We start from the raw sequence: 19,995 nt of genomic DNA on the forward strand, positions 1-19,995 counted from the left end.
TCTGCAATGTACTGCCGCGTGCTTGGAAACGCTAACCTCAGCTATATCGATAACGACTACGCCGTACTACAAGATAACTTTATTGTACCAAACCGCGCTGCCGCAGGATAGCAAAATATGCAGTCGTCCGGGCAAAATGGACAAAATAGGCGGAGAAACTAATATGATTTTGCGTTATCATCTATTCTATAGTCGTATCCCATTCATTTTTGAGGAGGCTTTATTTCATGAGCAAATATCAGGCGATTGCCGAAGCGATGCAACAGGGTGACGTAGCCGGCATTTTATCAGACAGCGTAAAAGTGTATCCGCATTCATTCGAGCAGTCGGGCAACGTGAAATTATTAATGGTGAAACAGGATCACACCAAATACATCCTGGCGGTGGGCGCAGGTCCCTTGTTTGACGAACTCACCGGCGAAGTAGAAAACGGTACCAAGGTATGCCCGTTGGTCACCGCCAACCGTCTGGTGCTGAATAAATATTTCGACTACACCGTACCTCGCGCATTCGGTACTCAGTCCTCCACGCTCGGACTTGGCGACCGCCTCGGTATCGCTTCCGCCGGTCATATAAAAACCGTGCTGGGCAAAGATGTTCGTCCTATCCTGGCACAGCAGAGCATTCGTGAAATCACTCTGACAAACCGCGATTACAACGATGTTCTCAATGGCGCTTGCTTCGCCGTGTTCCAAGAGGGCTACAAGGACGGCTATGGTGCAGACGGTGACCACCTGAAAGTCGAATCGGATATCAAAATGTCCCTCGATTTGGGCTTTACCATGATCACACTCGATTGTTCCGAGAAGATCGACAACAGTGTAGAAACAATCTCCACGGCAGAGCGCGAACAGAAATACAACCAACTGCCGGCAGCCAAACGCAAGCATTACGAGTCCCGTTATCGGGATAAGACGTTCGAGGTGGCAGGCAACTCTATCACATTCGATAAAGACACTTTGATTATCAACGTACTGATATACGGTGAAGCGGTAGATTTCATGGAGCATGTGTATGTCACCTACATTAAAGACCTGGGTCGTGCAGTGGACTTCGAAATCTCTATCGACGAGACTCCATCTCCGACCGCTCCGGAAGCGCACTTCTTCGTAGCCAAGGAGCTGTACAGCCGCGGCGTAACCGTATACAGTATGGCGCCGAGGTTCTGCGGGGAGTTCCAGAAAGGCATCGACTACATCGGCGACATCGAGCAATTTGAGAAGGAAATGGTGATTCACGCAGGGCTGGCCGACGATTTCGGGTACAAGCTCAGCATTCACTCCGGCAGCGACAAATTCAGCGTGTTCCCGATTATCGGACAGTACACGAAAGGCCGTTTCCATGTGAAGACCGCGGGCACCAACTGGTTGGAAGCGGTAAGAACCGTGGCTCAAGTTAAGCCCGAGCTGTATCGCAAAATGCACAAGTATTCTCTGGAACACTTCCACGAGGCGGCAGCCTATTATCATGTTACAACAGACTTGAGTAAAATCGTCCCGTTGGACCAAGTCAAGGATGCCGATCTAGCCGATACTTACATGAACGAGGATAACGCCCGTCAATTGATTCATATTACTTACGGCATCCTGCTGCAAGCCAAGGACGAGCAAGGCGATTCGTTGTTCGCTAACGAGTTCTTCCGCACATTGAGTGAGAACGAAGAGGCATACGAGCAAGCCTTAATCAAACACATCGGCAGACATATCGACCTGCTGGGTAAGTAATAGGGCTTGTTCTATTTGTTTCGACCGCAATCATATAGTAGAACCGAATCATATTTCTTACGGGTGGTGTAGATATTCATGAAAAAGTTTTTGGATGAAAACTTCTTACTGTCTAACGAAACGGCAGTCCGTTTGTACCATGATTACGCCAAGCAGATGCCGATCATCGATTACCATTGCCATTTAAGCCCTCAGGAAATTTACGAAAACAAAACGTTCAAGAACATCACCGATGCCTGGTTATACGGGGATCATTACAAATGGAGAGTGATGAGAGCCAACGGCGCGGAAGAATCCCTCGTGACCGGCGGCGAAGGCGTGAACGACTATGACCGTTTTATGGCATGGGCGAAAGCCGTACCGAACACGCTCGGCAACCCGCTGTATCACTGGACCCACCTGGAGCTGCAGCGCTTCTTCGGCATCTATGAGCTGGTCAACGAGCAAACAGCTCCTGCGATTTGGGAGAAGGTTAACGCACAGTTGAGCGGCGAAGGCTTCGGCGCTAGGGATTTGATCAAAAAATCCAACGTCACCGTTATCTGCACAACGGATGATCCTACGGACAGCCTGGAATGGCATATTAAAATCAAAGAACTGAAGGATTTCGACACAGCGGTGCTCCCATCGTTCCGTCCCGACAAAGGGCTGGAAATCAATCGTGCCGCGTTCCTGCCATGGGTTGAAAAGCTCGGCGAGGTGACCGGCGAAAAAATCGCAAACTACGATCAATTCCTGGCTGCTGTCGAGTCCCGGATCCACTTCTTCCACTCGATCGGCGGACGCCTCTCCGACCATGCGCTGGACTATGTGCCTTACGCGGAGACCACCAAGGATGAGGCCGCAGCGATTTTCGCCAAAGCCTTGAAGGGTGACAAGGTGAGTTTGGAGGACGAAAAGAAGTACAAAACCTTTACCCTGGTATTCCTTGGAAAGCAGTACGCGAAAAACGGTTGGACTATGCAGTTCCATATCAATGCGCACCGCAACAATAACAGCCGCCTGTTCGGAAAGCTCGGCCCTGACACCGGCTTTGATTCCATCAATGACAGCGATACCGCGCAGCCTTTGACCCGTTTGCTCGATGCGCTGGACCACGACGACGCGCTGCCTAGAACGATCTTGTATTCACTGAATCCAAAAGATCACTATGTGCTCGGATCGATCGTCGGCAGCTTCCAAGGCGGCGGCATTCCTGGAAAAATGCAGCTTGGTGCCGCGTGGTGGTTCCTCGACACGAAAAACGGCATGCTAGAGCAGATGGACGCACTGGCTAACCTTGGCCTGTTGAGTAAGTTTGTCGGTATGCTCACGGATTCCAGAAGCTTCTTGTCCTATCCGAGACACGAATACTTCAGAAGAATTCTGTGCGACATGATCGGCAAATGGGTCGAGGATGGCGAGGCGCCGGATGATATGGAGCTTCTGGGCAGCATGGTGCAGGACATTTCTTATAGAAATGCGCAGCAGTATTTCAACTTTGCCTAAGTAAGTGGCAAGAGGCAGTTCACGGTCAATGTATGAGACCGTGACTGCCTCTTTACGTTTTAGATCGAAGGCTGCGTACCTCGTTCAACCCAATCCTCACGGGTAGGCCCGTAGACGGCAGGCACTCTCAGGCCGGCTTGACGCATTAGCACGGTCATTTGACCGCGGTGATGCACCTCATGCTGGATCACTACGTGCAGTGTGAACCCGTTGAGCCATTGGTCGCCGTACATTTCACTCGATTTGCTCATATCTTCATCCGTCCATTGGGCTTGAATCGCGTCGAGCATGGCTTGACCGGCACGACGATACGTGCCCGCAATCTCTGCCGCGGATGCAGGTGCGTGCTCAGTGTGGACCACGTTCACAAAAGTAAGTCCCGTACGTGATACCATCTCATGGATCGTGTCAGCCAAGTGCCACGCCAACTGCCCCAGGTTCCAATAATTCGGTGCGATCTGCTGCGACAGGGATTCATCAGTGAGCGCCTCCATCACCCGCTGGGTCGCTGCCGACTCATTTTTCCAATTTCTTACGAATTGTTCCACAGTGGTAAACATGCTTTCTAACAGCCTCCTTAGTATGTTGTATTAACCCGCTACGTCCCTAACTTTACGCTGTCTACCCTGACAACCTTATGTCAGTGTTGGCCGGTACAATTCAACAATTTTTCGTGCCTGCGCTGCCACTGCTTCAGCAACCGATATAGGCTCACAGATTTTCACGTCGGGGCCATAGCTGAGCAGCATGCTGTAAAGCCATGGCTCTTCCGGCTGTACGCTGGTGACGAGCACGGTACCGTCTGGTAAATCCTCTACTTTAGCGTGGCCGAAGTAGTCCCGTACGCGGGATTTCACGCGGGGCTGAAATTGCAGCACCAATTTGACAACATTTTGCACATCCGGCCGGTTCCATCGAACATCCAATTGATCCAGAGGTTTGTGCTTCCGCTCAAACGTTTCACTCAGGACAGTCAGACCATCGATTCTCGATAGACGAAAAATACGGTAATCATGACGCAATCTGCAGAAGCCGTATAGATACCACACATAGCCCTTCAGGACCATCCCCATAGGCTCGCACTCACGCTCCGATGTTTCGCCCTGTGAATTAATATAATTCATTTGTATCAGCTTGGTATCACGTATCGCGGCACGCAGCACAGTCAGCCGTTCCCGCTCTACCTCCGCCCCATACCAAGGGTTGATATCGATCAATATCTGCTGGCTCAAGTCATCTATGTTGTTCCGCTCTGATTTCGCCACCAGGGCCCCAACCTTATCGAGCAGGCCGCCGATGTCGGTGTCGTCCAACGAAGAGCGAACCCCTTTCAGCGCAATGACGATTGCCTGCAGCTCCTCCATAGACAAATACTGCCTTTCCAACCGGTATTGGTCCATAATCTCATATCCGCCCGACGCCCCTGCGAATGAGACAATGGGAATGCCCGCCTGATTGAGACATTCCAAGTCACGGTAAATGGTGCGAACTGAAACTTCAAAGCGCTCGGTCAACTCTTTCGCAGTGACTCTTTTTCGGTTTAGCAGGAGCATGGTGATCGCCAGAAGGCGGTCGAGCTTCATCGTTTCACAACCTTTTCCTATTTATTCCTTATTATGCCTTTGTTACATGTTCGTGGGCAACAGCCCCACCGTGCATGTGTTGGCAGCAACGCGTACGTCGTGCGTGAGAGTGAAAAGCCTGTCTGAGGGCGGGGTAATGCGAAGTCGGCCAGATTCGGCGGATTTCGAGGCATACACGGCTGCAGCAAAGGAGCTGGAGCTACAGCTTGAACTGAAGCGAACCTCCAGCTATGCATCACACCTGGGCATGATTGCCCGAGTGCCGCTTCAAACAAGGAACTTCCTGCGAATACATTATTAAAACACCATTATGCAGACAATTTTTAGGCATCATGCCAGGGGGTGTCGGGATGTTCGAGGACAATCAAACCGATAGAACAAAAACAACTAATACCAAAGAGCGCCAGCCGGCAGCGGGAGCAAACGCACGAATTGGAGCCGATAAAAGCAAACAGAACACGCCGATGCAAGGAGATGCGGTTGCACATCAAAAGGCTGCGGGGTGGAAGACGAGACTGCGTGATAGGCGTACTTGGCTGTGGCTGGGCGGTGCGCTGCTGGCATCAGGCATGGCGGTGTTGGCGGCAGCGGCACTGTGGATACGCAGCTTGGATGTGAGCAAGCTGGAGCACCCGCTGCCCGAGCCTACCCTGATCTTGGACAGTAGTGGTCAGCCTGCCTCACAGCTGTCCTCCTCCCGCATTATACCGGTAGAGCTGGAGGATGTCCCACTTGATCTGCGCAACGCGGTGATCGCTGTGGAAGACCGGCGGTTTTACGAGCATTCCGGCATCGATCTGTGGGCCATCGGGCGGGCGTTGTTACGTGACCTGCAGTCCGGTTCGCTCAAGGAGGGCGGCAGCACCTTGACGCAGCAGCTTGCGAAAAATCTGTTCCTGCAGACGGACAAAACGTTCAGCCGCAAAATTAAGGAAGCTGGCTACGCGATTAAAATTAATCTTATCTACAGCAAGGACGAAATTTTAGAGCTGTATTTGAACAGTATTTATTTCGGTGAAGGGCGCTGGGGTGTCGAAGGCGCGGCACAGCAATACTTCGCCAAGCCGGCGGCACAGCTGACGCTGGAGGAATCTGCTTTGCTCGCCGCTCTGCCGAAGGCGCCGACCACCTATTCTCCGGCGAAAAACAGGGAGAAAGCGCTGGAGCGGCGTAATTTGGTGCTCTCCTTGATGAGAGAGCAGCAGTTTATCAGCGACGCCGCTTATCAGCAGGCGGTTGCGAAGCCGATTGTATTAAAGCAGAACAATGAAGAATCACTCAAAGGAAAGTATCCGTCTTACGTAGATTACGTCATTGAAGAAGCTGCAGCGCTGTATGGCTTCACTGAGGAACAAGTGCTCACGTCCGGCCTTCGCATCTATACTAACCTGGACCCAAAGGTGCAAAAAGCAATGGAGGACGTCTACGCTAACGACGGCATGTTTCCGGAGGGTACTCCGGATCAGCTGCTGCAGAGCGGCGCGGTGATCATCGACCATCGGACCGGCGGCATACGGGCGATGATCGGGGCACGCGGCAAGCAGGTGTACCGCGGGTTCAACCGCGCGACCCAGCTGCGCCGTCAGCCGGGGTCGTCGTTCAAGCCGCTCGCGGTCTACGCCCCGGCGCTGGAGCGCGGCTATACCCCCAGCTCCTGGCTGTATGACGGGGAGCTGGATATCGCGGGCTACCGGCCCAGGGACTGGGACGGGCAGACACGCGGACAGGTCACGCTGCAGGAGGCCGTTGTGCGCTCGTGGAATATCCCTGCCGTATGGCTGCTCAACGAAATCGGCCTGGACACAGGCTTCGAGTTCGTGCGCAAGGCAGGTATTCCGCTTACGCCGGCCGACCGCAGCTTGAGCTTGGCCCTCGGCGGACTGTCCGAGGGCGTGTCGCCCCTGCAGATGGCACAGGCCTATGGCGCCATCGCCAACCTTGCCGTGATGCATCAGGCACACGCCATCGTGAAGGTTACGACCAAGGATGGCATCCCCTTGGTCGAGGCTCAGGCGAAGCCGACGGGCGTGACGCGCCCGGCGGTCGCCTATGAGCTGACTTTACTGCTGCAGGAGGCAGTAAAGTCAGGTACGGGCCAGGCCGCAGCCATGGGGCGGCCTGTGGCGGGCAAGACGGGCACAACGCAGTTGCCCGCCACGCAGGAATTCGCCGCCATCGGGCCAAACGGCGCCAAGGACGCCTGGTTCGTCGGCTTCACGCCCGAGCTGACCGCCGCCATCTGGCTGGGCTACGATCAGACCGACAAGAACCACTATCTAACCACCTCCGGTGGAGCGGTGCCTGCCGCACTTTTTCGCGAAGTCATGAACCGGGCTTTAAGCGGCACACCTGCAGCGCCGTTTCCGGTTCCGGATGAGTATCGAAAACTTGAGCAAGCTAGGGCGCTGGAAGCATGGCAACAGCAGCGGCAGTACGAGGACGATACGGCCTCCGGCGATGATCCAGCCAGGGAAGATGAACGGGGGAAACGCGGCAGCGACGAGAAGCATGAACACCGTGGTTGGTGGGAGAGAGGCAGAAAAGAAGACGATTAATATGCAACAGCCCGCCGGCGCTAACATGCAGCTGCCCGGCGGGCTGGTTATTGTTTATTGTTTTGTTACTGCCATGAGAGCATGCAGCCGCTAGTCATCATCGTATTCATCATCTCTGCCCTTCTCCCAATGCTTTTGCTTATTTTCCTCATCCTTGCCGTGCTCTTTCCAATGCTCTTTGTACCGCTCTACCTGCTTGTGCTCATACCGGTCATCATCGGCATTGTCATCGCGGTCTGACCGCTGCTCTTCCCCGTTACCTGCGCTGCTGCTCACACCGTGGCCGGTGGCGCCAGCAGGAATGTTCACCTGCTGTGCCGGTGGAGTGGATGTGTCTTCACGCCACTTAACGTCGATCTTCCATTCGGCTGATGACTCTTTTAGCTGAAATTGTCCGGCGATCCGCTGTTTTAAGGCTTCCTCAAAGGCTTCCTGCTCTGTCGGCAGGCCATGGAGCATCATCCGGATGATGGACTCTGCGGAGGCACCGGTCAAATGAATGACCGCTCGATCCTTCGTCTTCACATACAGCTCATTTCCACCCTTGTCCTCAGCACCGGACGAGGCCTTATGCTTGGCGTGCAGCAGCATATCCTTGCTCTTCCATTCCAGCTCGAGCTCCTCTACCGCTCGTGCATCAGTGGACGCCACCGGTTTGGCTGGTGCGGCCTGCGCCGCTGCATCCTGCTGCGCAGGCGCATCCGCGCCCGCACCGGACGCTGCGAGTGCCGACTCCGCAGCGCCTGCGGCCGCTGCCGCCGGTGCCGCTGACGGGCTCGAAGCCGCAGCTGCCGAGGTGCCTGTGGCGACACCAGCTTCCGGCTGAGCCGCCGGCTCAGTGCCGTCCGGCTGCCCCTCAGCGACAGGCGGAGTCTTTGCGTCGGAGGCTTTAATGTATGCCGCCTGATCCTTGCTGTTAAGAATCAACTCGAGCGTGTCGCCCGGCTGTAGATCCTGCGCCGTTGCTTTTTGCATGTTCCGGTACACCCAAACCGACGCCGCTAGAGGATATGCCGTCTCTCTGCCATCCACCGACACAATGATCTTCTTGGCCCCGTCCTCTATTCTCACGAAGCTGCCCTTAGCTTCCGTCGACACTTCCGCCGATACCTGACTGTCCCCCCAGCCCGTGATGCCGTAGGCGACTAATCCGAAACAAAGGCAGCAAACAACGATCCATGTGATCCTTTTTTTCATATCAGTCCCCTCCCCATGCTCATAGCTACTACATACTTCGCAGCTGTGATGAAGTTTGGGGGCATTTTTTATTCCACAGACTGCCAACGGTGAGCATACTTTTGCAGCCGCGGATGCATATTCGACATGCCTAGCGTATCTCCCAGCCGGATGAATAGACGCAGCTGTTTGATCCAATGCTCGAACGACTCGAACGAGGCCATTATGTTGGCCATCTCTCCTGATACATAGACGAAGTGCGGACCGGGATACTTGTCGGCCAGAAAACGGAACGCTGTGTCCATCGGCGTGTATTTTTTTCGTCGCCCCTCCCATCGTTCTATCACTGCATCCACATCAGGCTCCGACTGTGCTAAAAGCTCCTGAAGTGTATCCACCCGATGGTAGTAAGGCGCTACCATTGGTACACCCATACGGCGCAGAGTTTCCTCATGCAGCGGGTAAAAAACCGTCTTCGCCATCTTTTTCCGTTCCGACAGCTCCAGAGCCGTCCGTAGTTGCTGTAGATCGTATGCTTGAAAACTGTCATACACCCACAGACTGCCCCTGTGCTCCTCCTGCTCGCTCTTCGGCTCGTACCCAAAAGGCACATGGCTCACTTGTCTCGGCATTCGTGTCCCTCCCCGTAAGGCCCTTCAGCCGGATTTCCCTTAGTATACCGTCCTCTATTACCCACATGCTCAATGTGGAACGTTTGTCCGCCCTTTGCTCTCCGGTGAATCCGCTGTTAACGGTGAAAAACAAAGTTTCTTTCACTTCAGCTCCGCAGCACTCGCCACATGGCTAATTTAGCTTCAAAAGAAATCGTCCTGGCTGGACTTGTCGATGGCAGCGTCGCGCAGCGCAGCTTGGCGCCGACTCCCTGCGCCCGCAGCACCGGGATTACATGCTTCCGGTACATTCGCTCCGCGGCCTGCCCGTTGAAGAAAACCCGCTGCAACGCAGGATACGCCTGGAAAAAGGCGGGAAAATCATTCGCCTCCGGCTGGCGGATGTCCGCATCCAGGCTGCCTTTTCTTTCGCAGGACGCCAGCACATCCCACAGCGCGACATGATGTCTCAAAGCAAACTCCAACCGCTCTTCGTATATGTCACTGGGCTCCGCATCCGCGCCGTACAGCGTGTACAACAGCCGCCAAAAATGGTTGCGGGGATTGCCGTAATACTCTTGTTTATACAATGATTGTACACCGGGCATGGAGCCAAGAACGAGCACCGTGCACGAGCGGTCGACCACAGGCGGCAGTCCCTGCAAACGGGTCACACGATCGGGCACAGCCGCACCTCCTTCCATCAGCAAGTCAGACACCGCTCTCCGCTGCATTGGTCTTAGCAGGCTCGCTGCCGTCACGTTTGGCTGCACGGGCAGTGAGCTTCGCCTTTTTCAGAGGCCAATTAAGCAGCAGCATTCCAGCGAGAAACATCCCTGTGCCCGCGATGATATACATAGTGATAGGATCGTTGAAAAATAAATAGGACCATAGAATCGTAAACAGCACACTGCTGTTGCCTACTAGAATTAAAACGCCGAAGCTCACCCGCTGCATGGCTTTCGCATACCAGTTGAAGCTTAAACCTGTTATCAATCCCAGTGCTGCCAGCGCCATCAAGCCTCCAATGTGAAACGAGCCAGTCGTATGTGCTTGGACAGGAAGCGGCAGCGCCATCAGCACCGAGCACCAGAAGAACACGGAAAAGTTCATGTTTTCAGAATCCATTGATTGGATCAGCAGCTTCTGGCTTAACACATGAAATGTTGTCCCAATCGCGGCAAGAATAAACAGCAGCGTCGTGAAGCCACCGCTCGCGATCATTTCACTTAGCGGCAGTCCGTTCCAGCTGATCACAAGGACGCCCAGGATACACAGAGCGGCGGCCACCCAACCGCGCCTCGATACTTCCTCCTTGAAGTAGAAGGCCGATATGAGCAGTAGTATCACCGTTTGTATGGGCACGACCAGTATATTGCCATACGAATATCCGATAGACAGCGCTATATTTTCAAACAGATAATTAAAGCTTTTTCCAATGGCACCGATCCAAATCCACTTGTGCTTCGCATAAATTCGAAGTTTCTGATCACGCCATAGCAACACAACGCCCAAAGCCACAACGCCTACCGCAAAACGCGCAAATGTGATGGTCATGCTATCCACCCATGTACCGGCCGTTTTCACTAATATGCCTACAAAGCTCCATGATAAAGTTGCCAGAAATAAAAAAACGTAACCCATGCTGTATGGCTGACCCCTCAGTTGCCCGATTTTTTCCACACGAATGCCTCTTACCCGGTATTGTATCATAGCGGCCCGGTTAGCAGATGCAAATTATGTAAAAGAAGCCCCAAACCCCCGGTCCTTTCGGCCTTGGTGGTCAGGACTTCTCTGAATTATTCACTGTGCTGCTTTTACCGACATACCAGCGTTTATAGCTTCGAGCCTGGCTAGTATACTTCCGCTCCACCCGCGTTGGCGGCACGTCAGCGGGTCAACTGCCACTATACTTCGGCCGCCATCCTCGAACTTCCGATCAGTGTCCGTGTCATTCAGCGCTGGTGTACTTCCGTCTTGTCCGCGGTTCAGCCCCGGATAAGAGATTCGGCACCATCAATGTAAATTTCCGTACCCGTGATATGAGAAGACTCACTGGAAGCCAGGAACAGCACGAGATCGGCAACCTGCTCGGGCGAGCCTGGCCCGCGTGCCAGCGGCTGGTCGCCTTCCGGAAATTCCACCGGAATCTGCACTTCCTTTAACTCTGGCTTCTTATGAGTATTTGAATCAATATTAGTGGTAATGGCGCCCGGACAAACCGCATTGACACGAATGCGATACCGGGCCAGCTCCAACGCCGCCATTTTCATGAACGCAATCTGGCCGGCCTTGGTAGTGGCGTATGTGCTAAACCCGATGTTGGAAAACACACGGTTGCCATTGATGGAGCTATTGATAATAACACTGCCGCCGCTCTTTTTCAAATGAGGCACCGCAAGCTTCACCGTCAGGAATGTTCCCTTGAGGTTGATGTCGACCGTCTGTTCCCAATCCTCCACCTGCATATGCTCGATTGACGTCATCACGCCATTAATGCCCGCATTGGCAAACACGATGTCGAGCTGTCCGTAGCGTTGCATCACCGCAGCCACCGCTGCCTCCATTTGCTCCGCACTCGACACATCCGCCTGGAACGCGAACGCTTCGCCGCCGATTTTTGCAATGTCCGCGACCACTGCCTCGGCTGAGTCCACGCTGCGGTTCAGCACGCACACCTTAGCACCATGCCGGGCGAGCAGCAGAGCGGAGGCCTTGCCAATGCCGGAGCCGCCGCCGGTCACCAACGCCACCTTGCCCGGTACACGCTGGTGGTCCATCGCCTGTATCATTTCTCCTCCACTCATACACTGATCCCTTCTCTCTGTCTATCTATTAATGATTGCTGTAATCGTGAGACATGGCCCATTGGTACTGCGCGCCCTGTGGAGCATAGATCGTGTCCGCATCAGAATCCATATAAGAACGTCTCGGCACGAGTGCGTGTGGTGCAACCACAGCAATTTCATCCTCGTGCCCTTCGATCACCGCACCGTCCTCGATCACAGCGCCTTCGCCAATAATCGCATGAGATATACGAACATTGCGCCCGATCGTGACGTTCGGCATTAACACACTGTCCTGCACCCGGCTGGATTCGCCGATTTGCACTCCGGCGAACAATACAGTGCGGTAGACACTACCGAGAATGCTGCTGCTGCGATGGGCGAGTATCTCCTCCACATCATGTCGCGGATAGGTGGTCAGCAGGCCATCTGTGTGGTGGGATCGGCTGTACATCGGCCAATCCGAGGGCTGAAGGTTCAGCTGGGCTTGTCCACGAAGCAAATCCATGTGTGCCTCCCACAAGCTCTTGACCGTACCGACATCACGCCAGTATCCATCAAACGGATAAGCGTACAGGAGCCCGTCCAAACGCAGCATCCGTGGTATGAGATCCTTTCCGAAATCGTGGCTTGATCTAGGATTTTTTGAATCTTCGATCAAGTGCTGGCGCAAATAAGACCACTTGAATATATAAATGCCCATCGATGCCAGATTGCTCTCCGGCTTCTTCGGCTTCTCCAAGAACTCGGTGATCCGCAGTGTCGAGTCGGTGTTCATGATGCCGAACCGATGCGCTTCCGCCCAAGGAACCTCCATTACGGAGATTGTTGCGTCAGCCCCGCTGGCTTTATGGCTTTCGAGCAGTGCACGATAATCCATTGAATAAATATGGTCACCGGATAAAATGAGGACGTGTTCCGGATTATGTTGATCGATAAACGGTATATTTTTATAAATCGCATCTGCGGTACCGGCATAGCAGCTCGTACCGACCGACTCCGGAGATAGCAGACAAACGCCTTCTTGCTCGCCGGCTTGGTAGCCCCAAGGTTCTCCTTGGCCGATGTGGCGATGCAGTGATTCCCACTCATACTGGGTAAGCACGCCTACCGTTTGAATGCCAGAATTCGCACAATTGCTTAAGGGAAAATCAATAATCCGATACTGGCCGCCAAAGGGCACTGCCGGCTTAGCCATGTGCTTGGTGAAAGGGGATAATCTTCGACCTTCTCCGCCAGCCAACAGCATAGCGATGCAATCTTTTTTTGTCATATCAGTTGCCTCCCATTGTCGTACTGTACGTTGTTATTACACGTGCTTACATGTTTTGAAACAATTGGCTTTTTCAAAAATCTTCCACCTCACCGGTGCTCAGCACCGCACCAGGCCTAGCTTTTCGAGCCATAGATTTATACCCGCCGCCCCTAATTAACCGTTAGCCGCTGAGGTATTATGTCAACTGTTCGCGCACCGGCTGTTTAAATAAAGAGACTTGGCCGGCTTGGCCAAATCCCTAAGCACGTTGGATATTTTACTTGTTAATCGTACGCCGCAAAATACGGTAGCCCAGTGGTTCCAGTTCTATGTTCATCATGCCATCCACGGGCTGAACGCCCTCGCCTGAGAGCGCATCGCTCCAATCGGTAGTCTCCATAGGGTGCGACAGAACGGTGGGCTCCTCGGTGTTGTTCATCCAAACCGTGAAATGCTCATTTCGGTTGAAACGCTCATAAATAATCCGCTGATCACCGCGGTCGGCCTTCAGAAAGCGGAACGATCCTTTTACCAGAGCCTCATGGTTACGGCGCAGACCAATTAACAGCTTGTAAAAGTCAAACAACTCCCGATCCTGACGCTGCGGGTCCCATTCCATACATTTGCGGCAATCCGGATCACCGCCGCCCGAGATCCCTATCTCATCACCGTAAAAAATGCACGGTGTCCCCATGTAAGTCAGCAGGAACACGACGCAGAGCTTGAGCCGACGCTTATCCTCGTTCAAGCAGGTCAGCACTCTAGGTGTGTCATGGCTGCACAGTAGATTAAATACAACTTCGTTCGTTTGCTGCGGGTACCGCATCAGCAGACGTCCCATGCTGTTGGCGAACGTGAAGCCATCCATCTCAGTGTGGGAGAAAAACTCCAGCAGCTTATTAGCAAACGGATAATTCATTACCGAATCGAATTGGTCGCCCAGCAGCCACTTCAGTGAATCATTCCACACCTCACCAACGATGTACGCTTCGGGATTTGCAGCTTTTACAACCTTACGGAAATCACGCCAAAAATGATGGTCAATTTCATTCGCTACGTCCAGCCGCCAACCATCAATTCCAACTTCTTTAATCCAATATTCCGCCACATCCAGCAAGTAATGCTTCACCTTTGGATTCGCTGTGTTCAGCTTGGGCATGTTGCCGAAAAACCCGAACGTATCATATGACGGAATCCCATCCTTCACTTGCAGAGGATAGCTGTCGATATGAAACCAGTCCGCGTACTCGGACTCTTCGCCCTTCTCTAGTACATCCTTAAATGGCGGGAATTGTTCACTGCAATGGTTAAACACCGCATCCATCATGACGCGGATTCCTCGGCTGTGGCAGTTGTCGACCAGCTTGCGCAGCAGCTCGTTGTTGCCGAAGCGCGGATCCACTTTTTTGTAATCTACTGTATCGTATTTATGATTGGAGGGTGACTCAAAAACCGGTGTCAGGTAAATGGCGTTGATGCCAAGGTCCACTAGGTAATCCAGGTGATCAATGATACCTTGCAGGTCCCCGCCAAAGTGGTTGTCCGGGGTTGGTTGATCTCCCCATTGTGCGGTGCCTGGCGCATCGTTGGAGGGATCCCCGTTAGCAAAACGGTCAGGGAATATTTGATAGAAGATGGCCGATTTCGCCCACTCCGGCACCGTGTTCAGATCAACCTCATGCACATACGGAAAATCATAATAATCACCAGTCGGTGTCGGCTGATCGTGACCGATGTAGTTTTCGGTCATCCAGAGCGTTTCTGAGCCTGCCGTGAACCGGAAACAGTACGATACACGCTTGTACGGCGGCTTGATGGCGACTTCCCAATAGTCGAACCTGCCGTCCGCTGCGACCTTGGATAATGGGTAATCGGCCGAGGTACGCTCCCAGTCGTACTTATCTCCTGTCTCCGCTACCACCTGCTCGACGTCGTCCCGCTTAGTCCGCACGCGCAGGTGGATGGTCTCTTTATCGTAAGCATAGGCCCAGTTGCTCTGTGCCACATGGTAGAAACCCTCTATGAGCATCTATTCAACCCCTCACTTCGTTTTTGTAACAATTCATTAACCAACCGCGTTTGTGTCGAAACAACACGACAAAACCAGAAAAAACCCCCAACCATGATAGATTGGGGGTTTCGCTAGTTCTCGTTTTGCATAAGGTATTTTGGCGGCAAGCTCAGCCGAGGCGAGAAATTAGGGTTAGATGTTTACGTACTTTTTTGATAAAGCTTTTCCGACTCATCCAGCGCAAAGTAATCCTGCTGATATCCGCTGAGCCGGATCGACTCACGCTCGCCCAGCACAAGCACCCCGAAGCGGGACAAGCTGTCATAGAACAATTTGTGCACCTGCTGCTGCAGCCTGCTATTGAAGTAAATCATTACATTTCGGCAAAAAATCACGTGAAACTCGTTAAACGACTGATCTGTCACGAGGTTATGCTCAGCAAAAATGACATGCTTCATCAACGCATCATCGAAGCTAACCACGCCCGAGTCATCCACTGTATAGTAGTCGGAGAATGATCTGTTGCCGCCGGATTGGATATAATTCTGCGTGTATTGCTTCATATTACTTATGGCTACTTTACCTGATCTTGCCTGGACCAGCGACTCCTGATGGATGTCCGTGGCATAGATTCTGCATTTCTCATATAAACCTTCTTCTTTGAGCAAAATCGCCATCGACAGCACTTCTTCGCCCGTAGCGCAACCGGCGTGCCATAGGCGAATTGAGGGATACGTATGCAGATACGGTACAACCTTGCGGCGAAACGTCAAGAATAATGAGGGCGTGCGGAACATTTCCGTGACGTTGACGGTTAAGTTATGCAGAAGCTTGTCCATCGCGTCAGGCTCATGCAGCACCAGCTCCAACAAAGCCGTGACGGACGAGAGCCCCAGCTGTTTCACCGAATATGCGATCCGTCTGCAAATTGAATCATACGCATAATTTCGAAAGTCATAGCCATACATCCGGTAAATGCCCTCCAGCAGCAGCTCCACCTCGATTTTGCGTCTTTCACGGTCCACCGGCTCCACCACTGCACCTTGGTCGCTTTCATGTTGTTCCATTCCCATCACCTCCATCTCTACTTATATAACCATACCTTCAGCAGAGAAAGCAGCTTGTCCGTGTTGATAGGTTTGCTGATATAATCCGAGGCGCCTGCGTCGATACACTTCTGGCGGTCCTCTTTCATAGCTTTCGCAGTGAGTGCGATAATAGGCAGACGTTCGAGCAGCGGGTTGCTGCGAATATGCTCCATCGCCTCATAACCGTCCATCTCCGGCATCATAATATCCATCAACACCAGATCTATATCTGGCTGTGCCTCGAGCACGCTCAACGCCTCACGGCCATTCTCCGCGTACGTAACCTTCAACTTATGCTCCTCCAACACATTGGTGAGCGCGAAGACGTTCCTAATATCGTCCTCGACCAACAAAATATGCTTGCCGTCGAAACCGCCATCAGCGCTATGCAGGGCACTTAGCATTTGGCGCCGGTCTTCCGGCAACTCGGATTCCACTCGATGGAGATAAAGAGCCGTCTCGGCATACAGCCGTTCTTGCGATTTTACATTTTTGATGATAATGCTCTCTGCGTACTTGCGCAGTTCGCGTTCCTGCTGTAGATCCAGATCCTTACCGGTAAAAATAATAATCGGCAGTGTACGTAATTTCTCATTGTGGCGTATACGATCCAGCAGCTCGAAACCGCTCATGTCGCCTAGCTCCAAATCAAGTACCATACAATCAAAATCGGTGTCATCCAGTGCCTGCAATGCTTCGGCGCCATCTCCCACCGCTTTAATCTCCACATCATCATGATCGATAAGCTCCACCAGACTGCTGCGCATAAGTTCGTTATCTTCCACAATCAGCAGCCGCTTAGAGCTGCGGCTCAAAATTGCTTCCATACGTACGAACGCCTGGTCTAACGCTTCATGACTGATCGGCTTCTTCAGATAAGCGGCTGCACCGGAAATCAAGCTTTGCTGCGGTTCATCCAACACAGTTAACACATGCACCGGTATATGCCGGGTTTCAGGATTTCTCTTGATGAGATCCAGCACGGTCCATCCGTCCACCACCGGCAGATGAATATCCAACATAACCATATCCGGCTTATACGCGTTCACCAAGGCGAGGCCCTTGTCACCCTGGGTGGCGGCTAATCCTTTGAACCCGCGCGAGCGCGCTATGTCCAAAGTAAATCTCGCGAACGGCACGTCATCTTCAATAATAAGAATGACTTTATCGCCCGGCTCGATCGAATCTCGGTCATCCACCACTTCGCCGGCAGTAAGCAGCTCAGGATCATTCAGCTCGATAGTCGGGAGCACGATATCGCTTATGTGCGGCACAACATCCGTATCCGGTGCCGGAGCTTCAACCGTGGCGGCCACCTCCTCGTCGTGGAAGGCCGGCGGCGATTCACTATCCGATTGCGAGAGAGGCACGTACAGTGTGAATGTGCTGCCCCGTTCTGGTTCGCTCGACATTTCAATGTCCGCGCCAAGCAGACCGGCCAGCTCCCGGCTGATGGTCAAACCTAGCCCTGTGCCGCCGTATTTGCGGCTGGTCGTACCATCCACCTGTTGAAACGCCTCGAAGATCAGGCTTGATTTATCTTGAGGAATGCCTATCCCTGTATCCGTTACTGCGAATGCGACAGCGGGCTGAAGCGTTCCCGATGATTTGGCAAAATCATGGGAGGCGGAATACATGCGCAGCTCCACACTGCCCTTTTCGGTGAACTTGATTGCATTAGACAAGAAGTTGCGCAAAATCTGCAGAAGCCGGTGTCCATCGGTATATACCACCGGAGGCACCCCAGCCTCCACTTGTAATCGGAGCTCGAGCCCTTTTTTCATGGCCAGAGGCTGGAAATTGCGCTGCAAAAGTTCTCCAATTTCATGCAGTACCGCAGCATCTAGCTGCAGCTCCAGTTTACCCGCCTCAACCTTGGACAAGTCTAAGATTTCGTCGATCAGACGCAGCAGATCACCGCCTGATGCATGGATCGTATTCGCAAACTCGACCTGCTTTGCAGTCAGATTCCCCTGTTTGTTTTCCGCCAAAAATTGCGACAAGATCAGCATACTGTTTAGAGGAGTACGCAGCTCATGAGACATGTTAGCCAAAAACTCTGACTTATATCGAGAGGTGGCCTGTAATTCCTCAGCCTGCTGTTCTAACGCCTTCCGCTGTCTGTCGAACTCCGCATTGGCCTCTTCTGCGAAGCGAACCTGAGCTTCAAGCTGCTGTGATCTCTTGGAAAGTTCACTGTTCGCTTCCTCAAGCTCCTCCTGCTGACGCTGGAGACGTTCCTCCGATTTTTTGAGCGAGTCGTTACTCGCTTTTAGCTCCTCCTGCTGGCTCAACAGTTCCTCCGATTGCGCCTGCAGCTCTTCGGACTGCGATTGCAGCTCATCGGCATATGCCTGAGCTTCGCTCAGCAGCCGTTCGATCTCCATTCGGCTCATCACGCTGTTAATTGTAACGCCGAACGATGCCCTGATCTGTTCCATAAACTGAAGGTGAATCTCAGACAACGGTTCCAGGGTAGCCAGCTCGATAACAGCTTCCACTTGCCCCTTAAACGCAATTGGCGTAATGATAATACTTCTCGGGACCGTCTGCCCCAAGCCGGAGGAAATGTTGATGTAAGATTCAGGCAGCTCGTTCAGCACAAACGTCCGGTTCTCCAGAGCGGCTTGTCCGACCAGACCCTCTCCGATACGCAGTGCCGGCTTGCCAACCGATTCCGCGTCACCATCCGCCGCATAGGAAGCAATCTGCTTAAGTCGACCTAGATCTCCCGTACCCTGCCGTAGATAGAATACACCATAGGACGCCCCCAATTCGGATGCGATCTTGTTTATCATCGAGCGGGCCAGCTCGGCAACATCGTCCAGCCCTTGATTTTCGGTAGCCAGATCCGCTATGACAGATTTTAACCAATCCTGCTCTTGCAGACTGTCCACGTAAGCGTTGGTGGCGTCAGCCAGATCCTTAATCTCATCATTGCTCCTCACTACAATGCGTTCATTGACATCCCCTTCGGCCGACGTAATTCGCTGAATGGTGGTTGTCACCTGGCGGAGCGGACGTACAACGGAACGGGAAATCATCAGAGCACCCGCTGCGGAAAACACCAGTGCCAATGCCAACATGGCGTACAATTCCGTTTTGATCGTCTTGTTTCTCTCATTTAAGTCCGCTATGTGTGCCGCCGTTTGCTGCTGCTCAACCATGCGGAAATGTTCCCATTGCGCGCGTATTTGATCCATGTATTTTTTTCCCGGATCAGCCCTGAAATGCTGCTCCAGCCCCGCGCTGTTGCCATTCCTTCTCATCGGGATCAGGCGATCGCCTGACGCCGCCATCCACTGCTCGATGTTGGCCCGAATAGATTCAAGGCTTTTTTGCCGTGCCGGACTATCAGCCAGATATTGATACAGCGTGTTGTACGCTTGCAGCCATTTCTCTCTGCCGCTGTAATACGGCTGTAGATACTGTGTGTCTCCGGTAATAACATAACCCCGCTGCCCGGTTTCCATGTCCAACACATGCCTCTCAATTTGAGCGGACAGCGTGTTGACTTGTACATCGTGCTCGGTGATACTGCTGATTTCTCTTTGCAATGAAGAAATGCGATCTGTCAAAACAAACGTCGAAACGCCCATACACAGAAACAATATGACATACCCTGTTATAATTTTGGAGCTGACGCCCCATTTTCCATTTTTTAGCATGAGGTAATCTCCCTAGTAAACATAGTCTATTACTTCATTGGATAAAAACG

14 protein-coding genes are annotated in these 19,995 nt (G+C 52.8%); 3 read left to right on the forward strand and 11 right to left on the reverse strand.

What is annotated here, in order from left to right; translation table 11 throughout:
• The first annotated feature begins 227 nt into the window (after nt 1-227).
• Entirely contained in the window at nt 228-1,724 is a 1,497-nt protein-coding gene (locus CBW46_RS14645) for a tagaturonate epimerase family protein (protein WP_089200745.1), read from the forward strand.
• Nucleotides 1,725-1,802: 78 nt separating this feature from the next.
• Entirely contained in the window at nt 1,803-3,212 is a 1,410-nt protein-coding gene (gene uxaC / locus CBW46_RS14650) for a glucuronate isomerase (RefSeq protein ID WP_089200746.1), read from the forward strand.
• 59 nt (nt 3,213-3,271) lie between these two features.
• On the opposite strand, the gene CBW46_RS14655 is transcribed toward uxaC, so the two are convergent.
• Both CBW46_RS14655 and CBW46_RS14660 read right to left on the reverse strand, forming a co-directional pair.
• Nucleotides 3,272-3,772, reverse strand: coding sequence for a DinB family protein (locus tag CBW46_RS14655; protein ID WP_089200747.1), 501 nt, complete (start codon nt 3,770-3,772; stop codon nt 3,272-3,274).
• Nucleotides 3,773-3,847: 75 nt separating this feature from the next.
• Nucleotides 3,848-4,795, reverse strand: coding sequence for a helix-turn-helix transcriptional regulator (locus CBW46_RS14660; protein ID WP_089200748.1), 948 nt, complete (start codon nt 4,793-4,795; stop codon nt 3,848-3,850).
• A gap of 350 nt (nt 4,796-5,145) precedes the next feature.
• Between CBW46_RS14660 and CBW46_RS14665 the strand changes: the two genes are divergently transcribed.
• Nucleotides 5,146-7,350, forward strand: coding sequence for a transglycosylase domain-containing protein (locus CBW46_RS14665; protein ID WP_243633324.1), 2,205 nt, complete (start codon nt 5,146-5,148; stop codon nt 7,348-7,350).
• A 90-nt stretch (nt 7,351-7,440) separates the two neighbouring features.
• On the opposite strand, the gene CBW46_RS21360 is transcribed toward CBW46_RS14665, so the two are convergent.
• The 9 genes from CBW46_RS21360 to CBW46_RS14710 all read right to left on the reverse strand — a co-directional run bounded on the left by CBW46_RS21360 (nt 7,441) and on the right by CBW46_RS14710 (nt 19,945).
• Nucleotides 7,441-8,547 carry a hypothetical protein gene (locus tag CBW46_RS21360; RefSeq protein ID WP_089200750.1) on the reverse strand — a complete coding sequence of 369 codons (1,107 nt, stop codon included), beginning with the start codon at nt 8,545-8,547 and terminating at the stop codon, nt 7,441-7,443.
• 68 nt (nt 8,548-8,615) lie between these two features.
• Nucleotides 8,616-9,158, reverse strand: a complete 543-nt coding sequence (locus CBW46_RS14675; RefSeq protein WP_089200751.1) for a hypothetical protein — start codon at nt 9,156-9,158, stop codon at nt 8,616-8,618.
• A 146-nt stretch (nt 9,159-9,304) separates the two neighbouring features.
• On the reverse strand, nt 9,305-9,823 hold the full coding sequence (locus CBW46_RS14680; RefSeq protein WP_243633325.1) for a DNA-deoxyinosine glycosylase: 519 nt from the start codon (nt 9,821-9,823) through the stop codon (nt 9,305-9,307).
• A 25-nt stretch (nt 9,824-9,848) separates the two neighbouring features.
• A complete protein-coding gene (locus CBW46_RS14685; RefSeq protein ID WP_243633326.1) occupies nt 9,849-10,820 on the reverse strand; it encodes a DMT family transporter in 972 nt (323 codons plus the stop codon).
• Nucleotides 10,821-11,125: 305 nt separating this feature from the next.
• A complete protein-coding gene (locus tag CBW46_RS14690) occupies nt 11,126-11,917 on the reverse strand; it encodes an SDR family oxidoreductase (protein WP_089200817.1) in 792 nt (263 codons plus the stop codon).
• A gap of 55 nt (nt 11,918-11,972) precedes the next feature.
• Nucleotides 11,973-13,196 (reverse strand): glucose-1-phosphate adenylyltransferase, encoded by a 1,224-nt coding sequence (locus tag CBW46_RS14695; protein WP_089200752.1) that lies wholly within the window; start codon nt 13,194-13,196, stop codon nt 11,973-11,975.
• Between the two features lie 259 nt (nt 13,197-13,455).
• Entirely contained in the window at nt 13,456-15,207 is a 1,752-nt protein-coding gene (locus tag CBW46_RS14700; RefSeq protein WP_089200753.1) for an alpha-glycosidase, read from the reverse strand.
• 182 nt (nt 15,208-15,389) lie between these two features.
• Complete coding sequence (locus CBW46_RS14705; protein WP_207802293.1) at nt 15,390-16,256, reverse strand: CheR family methyltransferase; 867 nt, start codon at nt 16,254-16,256, stop codon at nt 15,390-15,392.
• A gap of 17 nt (nt 16,257-16,273) precedes the next feature.
• Entirely contained in the window at nt 16,274-19,945 is a 3,672-nt protein-coding gene (locus CBW46_RS14710) for a response regulator (RefSeq protein ID WP_089200755.1), read from the reverse strand.
• Nucleotides 19,946-19,995: the final 50 nt, after the last annotated feature.

Origin of the sequence: Paenibacillus xerothermodurans, assembly GCF_002220865.2 — a bacterium.
GTDB lineage: Bacteria > Bacillota > Bacilli > Paenibacillales > NBRC-103111 > Paenibacillus_S > Paenibacillus_S xerothermodurans.

Bases quoted from the DNA above. Each gene is read 5' to 3' on its own strand.
- CBW46_RS14645 (WP_089200745.1), top strand. From the start codon at position 228: ATGAGCAAATATCAGGCGATTGCCGAAGCGATGCAACAGGGTGACGTA.
- uxaC (WP_089200746.1), top strand. From the start codon at position 1,803: ATGAAAAAGTTTTTGGATGAAAACTTCTTACTGTCTAACGAAACGGCA.
- CBW46_RS14655 (WP_089200747.1), bottom strand. From the start codon at position 3,772: ATGTTTACCACTGTGGAACAATTCGTAAGAAATTGGAAAAATGAGTCG.
- CBW46_RS14660 (WP_089200748.1), bottom strand. From the start codon at position 4,795: ATGAAGCTCGACCGCCTTCTGGCGATCACCATGCTCCTGCTAAACCGA.
- CBW46_RS14665 (WP_243633324.1), top strand. From the start codon at position 5,146: ATGTTCGAGGACAATCAAACCGATAGAACAAAAACAACTAATACCAAA.
- CBW46_RS21360 (WP_089200750.1), bottom strand. From the start codon at position 8,547: ATGAAAAAAAGGATCACATGGATCGTTGTTTGCTGCCTTTGTTTCGGA.
- CBW46_RS14675 (WP_089200751.1), bottom strand. From the start codon at position 9,158: ATGCCGAGACAAGTGAGCCATGTGCCTTTTGGGTACGAGCCGAAGAGC.
- CBW46_RS14690 (WP_089200817.1), bottom strand. From the start codon at position 11,917: ATGGACCACCAGCGTGTACCGGGCAAGGTGGCGTTGGTGACCGGCGGC.
- CBW46_RS14695 (WP_089200752.1), bottom strand. From the start codon at position 13,196: ATGACAAAAAAAGATTGCATCGCTATGCTGTTGGCTGGCGGAGAAGGT.
- CBW46_RS14700 (WP_089200753.1), bottom strand. From the start codon at position 15,207: ATGCTCATAGAGGGTTTCTACCATGTGGCACAGAGCAACTGGGCCTAT.
- CBW46_RS14705 (WP_207802293.1), bottom strand. From the start codon at position 16,256: ATGGAACAACATGAAAGCGACCAAGGTGCAGTGGTGGAGCCGGTGGAC.
- CBW46_RS14710 (WP_089200755.1), bottom strand. From the start codon at position 19,945: ATGCTAAAAAATGGAAAATGGGGCGTCAGCTCCAAAATTATAACAGGG.